At 59.2% G+C, this 7,432-nt stretch carries 6 protein-coding genes and 1 pseudogene; 6 read left to right on the top strand and 1 reads right to left on the bottom strand.

The genetic code is table 11. The features are described 5' to 3' along the window. The first annotated feature begins 363 nt into the window (after positions 1–363). The 6 genes and pseudogenes from EOA32_RS00395 (at position 364) to EOA32_RS00375 (ending at position 5,974) form a co-directional block, all read left to right on the top strand. The gene (locus EOA32_RS00395) at positions 364–1,542 is read left to right on the top strand and encodes a cytochrome P450 (RefSeq protein ID WP_164759124.1); all 1,179 of its coding nucleotides are present in this window, start codon (positions 364–366) and stop codon (positions 1,540–1,542) included. A gap of 29 nt (positions 1,543–1,571) precedes the next feature. After that, positions 1,572–1,694, top strand: a pseudogene (locus EOA32_RS39540) (ferredoxin); the annotation flags it as partial. A 138-nt stretch (positions 1,695–1,832) separates the two neighbouring features. Next, the gene (locus tag EOA32_RS00390; RefSeq protein WP_126083656.1) at positions 1,833–2,420 is read left to right on the top strand and encodes a nuclear transport factor 2 family protein; all 588 of its coding nucleotides are present in this window, start codon (positions 1,833–1,835) and stop codon (positions 2,418–2,420) included. Between the two features lie 148 nt (positions 2,421–2,568). Next, on the top strand, positions 2,569–4,170 hold the full coding sequence (locus EOA32_RS00385) for an SDR family oxidoreductase (protein WP_063169384.1): 1,602 nt from the start codon (positions 2,569–2,571) through the stop codon (positions 4,168–4,170). Positions 4,171–4,308: 138 nt separating this feature from the next. Continuing rightward, positions 4,309–5,361, top strand: a complete 1,053-nt coding sequence (locus EOA32_RS00380; RefSeq protein ID WP_024505249.1) for an LLM class flavin-dependent oxidoreductase — start codon at positions 4,309–4,311, stop codon at positions 5,359–5,361. Then, positions 5,348–5,974, top strand: coding sequence for a nitrogen fixation protein NifQ (locus EOA32_RS00375; RefSeq protein WP_029356557.1), 627 nt, complete (start codon positions 5,348–5,350; stop codon positions 5,972–5,974). Before EOA32_RS00380 ends, EOA32_RS00375 begins: the two co-directional genes overlap by 14 nt. On the opposite strand, the gene rpoN is transcribed toward EOA32_RS00375, so the two are convergent. Continuing rightward, a complete protein-coding gene (gene rpoN, locus EOA32_RS00370) occupies positions 5,971–7,404 on the bottom strand; it encodes an RNA polymerase factor sigma-54 (RefSeq protein WP_126063822.1) in 1,434 nt (477 codons plus the stop codon). The two genes, EOA32_RS00375 and rpoN, sit on opposite strands and share 4 nt — an antisense overlap. Positions 7,405–7,432 lie beyond the last annotated feature (28 nt).

Below are 7,432 nucleotides of genomic sequence, written 5' to 3'. Positions count from 1 at the left end.
GATACAATTGGCACCGTCCCCACGGGAGCCTAAAGTCCAAAACACCTATCAGTCGCCTCGCTCTAACCGAGGACAACCTGTTGAGGCTCCACAGCTAGCGATCCCACCAGTTGAGTTGCTCCAAGTCGGTGTCTAGCTTTCTACATTCTGTGTCCGACGCTGGACAAGAATGTTGCAATCCCGACCAGCAAGTCAGCGCAGGCGCCACCTGTTGCCCAGCAAACGGCAAGGATTATCGAAAGACGAATTCGGCACGGAGCTTGCACCAACGATTGCATGCAAATGCCGACAGCATCTCATGAACGGTCTCTCGATTCTGGCGCGGTTAAATCGCGGCCGGTTCCAGATCATGTCCCGCCCGAAATGGTGAGGGACTTCAGCCTGTTTACGTCGCCCGGCATGTTGCCGACCGCTAACGGGGATCCGCATGCAGCGGTTGCTTGCGTTCATGCCGGGCCTCCGATCTTTTATTCAACCAGCAACACGCGCGACGGTCGGGGTACCTGGGTCATCACTCGCGCGAGCGACCAGCGCCGGGTGCTGCAGGACACCGAAACGTTTTCCAGCCATCGCAGCATCTTCGCCTCTGTGCTCGGCGAGAGCTGGCCGATGATCCCGCTTGAGCTCGATCCGCCATTCCACGGTGTTTTTCGCTCACTGCTCAATCCGCTGCTTTCGCCAAAGCGGGTAATGGCATTGGAGCCGGCTGTCCGGGAACGAGCGATCAAGCTGATCGACAGGATCGCCGCATCAGGCACGAGCTGCGACATCATGAAGGATTTTGCAGTTCCGTTCGCGGTCAATATCTTCCTTCGCTTTATTGGGCTTTCGGACAACGGACTAGAAACATTTGTCGGCTGGGCTAGAGATCTGCTCCACGGCGATAAGGAGCAACGACCACCCGCAGCCCGGACGATCGTGGCCTTCATCGACGAACTTGCCACCGAGCGCCGCAAGGAGCCGGTCGATGATTTCATGACCTTCATCGTGAAGGCAAAGGTCGAGGGTCGTCTGCTCAGTGACGAAGAAGTCCGTGGCATCGGCGTGCTTGTGTTCGTCGCGGGACTCGACACGGTCTCAGCAGCCATATGCTTCGACTTGGCCCATCTCGCGCGCAACCCCAAAGATCAGGAATTGCTACGAAGCGAACCGGACCGGATTGCCGTCGCTGCGGAAGAATTGCTGCGCGCCTATTCGACCATTCAGATGATCCGAGTGGCAACGAAGGATGTCGACTTCAAAGGCGCGCCGATCCGCAAGGGAGACTATGTTTCCTGTGCCACGATGATTGCCAATCGTGACCCGGCGGAATTCGAATGCCCGAATGAGATCGATCTGGCGCGCGAGGACAACCGGCACGCTGCCTTTGGCTATGGTCCCCATCGTTGTCTTGGCTCACACCTTGCCCGGCGGGAGATTGTCATTGGCCTGGAGGAGTGGCTGGCGCGCATCCCAGCCTTTCGGATCAAGACAGGGACTGAACCTATCACCTTCGGCGGCCATGTGTTCGGGATCGAGAATCTGATCCTGGACTGGTCCTGAAGTTTCAGCCAACGACATTGGAGTTCGCTATGCGTGTCGTCGTACATAAAGCCAGATGCCAGGGTCATGCGCGCTGCTGGGCGCGGGCGCCGAGAGTCTTCAAGCTTGATGACGCCGGCTACATCTTGCCCGGTGATATTGATGTTGCCGATGGGGAGCAACTGCTTGCCTCAAAAGGGGTACGAGCCTGCCCCGAACAAGCTCTGGAAGTTGACGAGCCCCCCGCTAACTCAGTTGTAGAGAGAGACACACGCAAAGTGCAGACTGGCATCGGGAAGGATAAAACAATCATACAATTCGCGACAGACCCTGTCGACCACGCGAAAATTACCGAACTGCGTGACCGAGAGGCGATCCGCAACTGCCTGTATCGGTACTGCCGCGGGATAGACCGCGCCGATGAGGCGGCGCTGCGTAGCGCATACTGGCCCGAAGCGTATGACAGGCACGGTCCCTATTGCGGACCGGCAGAGGACTTCATCCAATTTGCTCTCGGTCTGCCGGGGCACCGTAACATCCATCAAATCACGAACAGCCTGATCGACTTCATCAGTTCAGCAGAGGCCGCGGTCGAGAGCTATTTCACCGCGCTGCAACGCGGACCGGATACAGACCAAGAAATACGTCAGACGCTGCTTTGCGGCCGTTACTGCGATCTGTTTCAGAAGAGGCAGGACGAGTGGCGAATTGCGGAACGGACAGTCGTCTACGATTGGGTTGAGGAGCAAATCCCGCCAGCGATTCTTGAGGCAGATAGGTTCGGCCGGCGACAGCCGATTGGAGCACAACATCCAGACGATCCCATCTACCAGTTGCTCAAGGGTCACATCCCCACCGACCAAGATGGCGTCGAGGGTCCCCAACTGGGAGCTGCATAAGTGGGTAGAAATGGAGGATGAGCGCCCTACGGGAACGACATCTGTGTGGGGCCGCAACTGGCGGTCACTGCAACGATTTGGCTCGGCCCTTCATTCCGCCCAAGGTTGATGGGCTGAGATCACAAGCGGTCATCGTGGAGAAGCTCTCGTGAAACTGGCAGCACGCACCGTAATCATCACAGGCGCTGCGGGCGGGATCGGCCGTGCCCTGGTCGATATCCTTGCCGCGGACGGAGACACTGTAGTTGCGGTGGACCTTCCGGGCAGTGGTGTGGTTGAACTGGCTCGGGATCTCGGGTCGCCGCACGTCGGTCTGGAGTGCGATGTGTCGCGAGAGAAGGACATGCTCTCACTTTTCGGCCAGGTCGAAGCACGGTTCGCGCAAATCGATGTCCTCATCAACAATGCGGCGGTTGGACCCACGATGGATAGGATCATCGACACCGCTGTCGATACCTTCCGACGCGGCGTGACAGTGAACCTTATTGGGCCATTCGTTATGGCCCGGGAAGCGGCGCGGCGCATGAAGCCGGGCGGTGCGATCGTCAATGTGGCTTCGATGGCGGGCGTGGTCGGCAATCCCAGGCGCAACGCCTACGCAGCCTCGAAAGCTGGCGTGATCTCGTTGACAAAGTCCCTTGCATGCGAGTGGGCTATGCGAGGAATCCGCGTCACGGCGGTGGCGCCGGGCTCCGTCCGCACCCCAATGGTCACAGAACTGGCACGCGCTGGCAAAATGGACCTCGCGGCGATACGCCGCCGCGTGCCGATGGGGCGCTTGGCTCGCCCCGACGAGATCGCCAGGGTCGTGCGTTTTCTGAGCAGCACGCAGGCGCGCTACATCACCGGCTCGGTGCTGGCAGTCGACGGAGGCTGGATGTCATTCAACCAGCCGGGGGATGCTCACCCGCCGGTGGATGGTGCGCTCCAAGCCGAGCTCTCCTGTCCGGCCGAATGCACAGATGCGCGAATCGTGCTCGTCACCGGTGGCGCAAAAAGCATTGGCGCGGCCGTCGCTCGCCGCTTTGCCGCGAACGGCGACACCGTCGTGATTGCTGATAAAGATGGCACTGCAGCGGCAGAGCTGGCTACATCGCTCCCCGGCAAGCATCTGGCGAAATCGCTGGACGTGGCCGTCGAGAGCGATGTGGTGTCGATGTTCGAAGAACTGAGGGGACGCTTCGGGTATATCGATGTTCTGGTCAATAGTGCTGATACCGCCGACAGGATTGTGCCTGCGATCGAGCAACTGTCGAAACAGCTCGAACACGTCCTGGATGTCAACCTTACCGGCGCCTTCACCTGCGCGCGCGAAGCGATCAAGGCTATGCGCCCGGGCGGCGTGATCCTCAATCTCGGGTCGATCGACAGCTTTCTGCCGTTCGCGCCGCGCCATGCCTACGGCGCCTCCAAGGCGGGGATGGATATGCTGACCCGTTGCATGGCGGCCGAACTCGGGCCGGTCGGAATTCGGACAGCCACCGTCGCTCCTGGCCACATCCGCACGCCCGCACTTGCTCAGTTGGCCAAAGCCGGCCGCATCGACCTGACAGCAATCGGACGACGCATCCCCATGGGCAGGATGGGACGGCCAGAAGACGTCGCAGATGCATCGTTCTTCCTTGCTTCGTCTGACGCCTCATACATCAACGGCTCGATCCTCTACGTGGACGGCGGCTGGACCTCGTTCGGTGATGCGGGAAACGCCAGCGAACTCTATGACGAATGTTTTGCGGAGGCCGCAGGTTAATTGCCAGGCCTTCGCAGGGCGACCGGCCGAGCATTATGAAGCCTCGGCTCCACGACGCACCTGAGGTGCTTGAGATCCAAGCATGTGCATGCCGAGCACATTCCCGGTCGGCTGACGTGTCTATAACGAGGAGAAATCATGGAATTTGCCACTTTCATTCTGGCCGCCCAGCGTGGCTATCACCAATCCTCAGAAAGCGTCATCCGCAACTCCATCGAACAGGCCGTCGCTTCGGAGCAGGCTGGGTTCAACACCGCGTGGTTTGCTGAGCACCACTTCAACAATTACAGCCTCATACCATCCCCGCTGATGATGGTGGCGCACTGCGCCGGCTTGACAAGCACGATTCGCCTGGGCACTGCCGTCTGCGTGCTGCCGCTTTACCAACCGCAGCGCCTGCTGTCCGAGATCGGCTTCGCCGACATCGTTGCGAACGGCCGTCTCGAGCTCGGCGTAGGCTTGGGATACCAGCAGTTCGAGTTCGAACGGTTCGGCGTGGACATCGATGAGGCGCCGGCCGTCTTTTCGGAATACCTGGACATCATTCTCAAGGGCCTCAACCAAAACGTCTTCGAACACGACGGCCAGTATGAGAAGATCCCCCCAACAGCGATTTCGGTCCGCACAGTCCAGCAGCCGACGCCGCCTATCTGGATCGCTGGCGGAGCCGCACGGATGGCTCGGGCCTACCGCGAGGGGCACAATTTTTTTGTCACAGCCTTCCACGACGGCTTAGAGACTTTGACCACACTGCGTGAATCAGTCGAGAGGGCGGCGGCATCCGAGGAAAAGAACGTCACCGACGTCAAGATATCGCTGCTGCGCTGCTGCTATGCCAGCCACGACGAGTTGGAGATCAACAGCTATCTCGACAATGCCCGCTTCCAGCGCCGGCTTTCTGAAGCCCTGCATCAGCGCCGCCAACAGAGCCACGATGGCTACCTGCTGCAGGAGACACCGACCCAGCAGGATCTGTCCTTCGAGACCATGCGCAAAAATTTGCCGATTGGCAGCGTAAATCGCGTGATTGATCGCCTGCTGGAAGAGATCGATATCTTGAAACCGGACCAGATCGCAGTTCAGACTCAATTGGGCGACTTCGACCAAAAGACGATGCTGCGCCAGATCGAGCTCTGGGGCGACAAGATCATCCCTGCGGTCAACAAGGCGCTTTGTCATGCCGGAAGCTGAAGCCGGCCGTTACGATGATGGCTGCCTATCCAGCGCGCAATGGCGTGGGTCCGAGCTAGGGAGGAGCTTCGATCAGCATGTGCTGCCCTGCGTACATTCACGTTCGCTTGAGGAGGTCCAGGCGGGCGAGGTGTTGGCGACGGAGGGGACAGGCCTTTCGTCTGTCGAATTGCGTGATGTCTTGGCCGCAACTTTCCCGTCTACCTCCAGCAGCGTATTCGCTTTGGAGGAGTTGAGCGAGCCCGAGCCGGAACTGGAAGAGGAGCTGCTACGCCGGCTGCTGCTAGCGCATGCTGCGCCGGCCGACCCGGCGAGCGGCCGCTTGGCCAAGATCATCGCCCGGCGTGCGATGCGCACGGACCATCTTTGGCGGGATCTTGGCCTCTCAAATCGCGCTGAGCTCAGCCGCCTGCTTGCCAGACATTTTCCCGCGCTGGCGGCAGGCAACACAGAAAACATGAAATGGAAAAAGTACTTTTACCGCAAGCTGTGTGAGGCCGAAGGCTTTTCGTCATGCACTGCACCCAGTTGTCGGGAATGCCAGGACTTCGAAAGCTGCTTCGGCCCGGAGGAAGTTGAGAGTCGCCTCTCGCCGACCAGGAATGCCGGTTAGTCACTTCGCTTGATCGCAGCTGCGGACAAACGCTTATCGCGGCGCCGTAGTATGGAGGAAGGGATGTTCATCGCCTCGCGATATTTGGTGACGGTACGGCGAGCGACATTGATGCCGGTCTGCTTGAGCTGAGCAACGATGTCTTCGTCGGAAAGTACCTTGTCGAGCGATTCTTCGGCGATGATTGCCTTGATCCGATGGCGGACAGATTTGGCGGAGTGCGCGTCGCCGCCCTCGCAGGATGCGATTGTCGCTGTGAAAAAATACTTCAGCTCGAACACCCCGCGCGGAGTTAACATGTACCTGTTCGAAGCCACCCGGCTTACCGTCGACTGGTGCATTTTGATCCCGTCAGCGACATTTTTGAGACAGAGAGGCCGCAGATGGGCGACGCCGTGTGTAAAAAAGGCATCCTGCTGGCGCACGATTTCGGTCGCAACCTTAAGGATCGTCTTAGCGCGCTGCTCGAGGCAGCTGATCAGCCAGTTCCCTTTTTCCTGGCAATGGTCGAGAAACGCTTTGCCTTCCGGATTTTGATTGGTCAGCTGCGAGATTTCGGCGACATAGGTGTGGTTGATCAACACTTTGGGCAGCGTGGCCGGATCAAGCTCCACCCGCCATCCACCTTCGGACTTGGGCATTACCCAGACGTCCGGTACGATGGTTTCCGGCGTCCCGGACTGGAACCGGTCTCCAGGCTTGGGATCGAGCGCGCGGATTTCGTTCCTCATGTCGAGGAGATCCTCCTCGTCGACTCCGCAACGCTGCTTCAATCCCTGAAAATCCCCCCGTGCAAGCATCTCGAGATTGGCGACCAAAGCTGCCATAGCCGGGTCGAACCGGTCTTGCTGGCGCAGCTGAATCTCCAGGCATTCGCTGAGAGTTCGCGCAAAAATCCCCGGCGGATCAAATTGCTGCAAGATTCCGATGACCCGTTCCACATCAGCTTGCCGAACGTTTAACCTCCTGGCCAGATCGAAAAGGTTTACCTGAAGATAGCCAGTGTCCTCCAGATGGGCGGCGAGCTGTCCGGCAATCAGCCGCTCCTGGGGGGTGAACGGGGTGAGGGCGACCTGGCGGGCGACATGGTCGTGCAATGTTTCGGTGTGGGCGGTAAACTCCTCGACGGCAGGTCGATCGTTGCCGCTACTGCGTTGCGACTTCCATTGCCCGCGCCCGCCAGACGGCCCGCCAATGGGCGATTCGCCGATTTCGCTTCTGCTTTGACTGCTCCGCTGATCCACCCCTGACAGCGGCGAATCGTCGTCAAACGGGTCAGGCTTCAAAACGGGGTTCCTCTCGAGTGCCTGCTGCACGAGCTGATGGAGTTCAGTATGCGTCAATCGCAGCAAGCGAATAGCTTCAATGGCTTGAGGCGATAAGACCATACGTTGCTTCTGGCGTTGAAGCAGGCTTGCTGAGAGATGCATGTTGAACCGTAATCTGCCGAGGATGCTC

It is taken from the genome of Mesorhizobium sp. M1A.F.Ca.ET.072.01.1.1, from assembly GCF_004023325.1.
Taxonomy (GTDB): Bacteria; Pseudomonadota; Alphaproteobacteria; order Rhizobiales; family Rhizobiaceae; genus Mesorhizobium.
Note: the sequence above shows the minus strand (reverse complement) of the source record. Positions and strands in the feature narration are given on the sequence as shown.

Excerpts from the sequence above, each read along its gene's own strand:
- EOA32_RS00395 (WP_164759124.1), top strand. The coding sequence starts at position 364 with ATGGTGAGGGACTTCAGCCTGTTTACGTCGCCCGGCATGTTGCCGACC.
- rpoN (WP_126063822.1), bottom strand. The coding sequence starts at position 7,404 with ATGCATCTCTCAGCAAGCCTGCTTCAACGCCAGAAGCAACGTATGGTC.
- EOA32_RS00375 (WP_029356557.1), top strand. The coding sequence starts at position 5,348 with ATGCCGGAAGCTGAAGCCGGCCGTTACGATGATGGCTGCCTATCCAGC.
- EOA32_RS00380 (WP_024505249.1), top strand. The coding sequence starts at position 4,309 with ATGGAATTTGCCACTTTCATTCTGGCCGCCCAGCGTGGCTATCACCAA.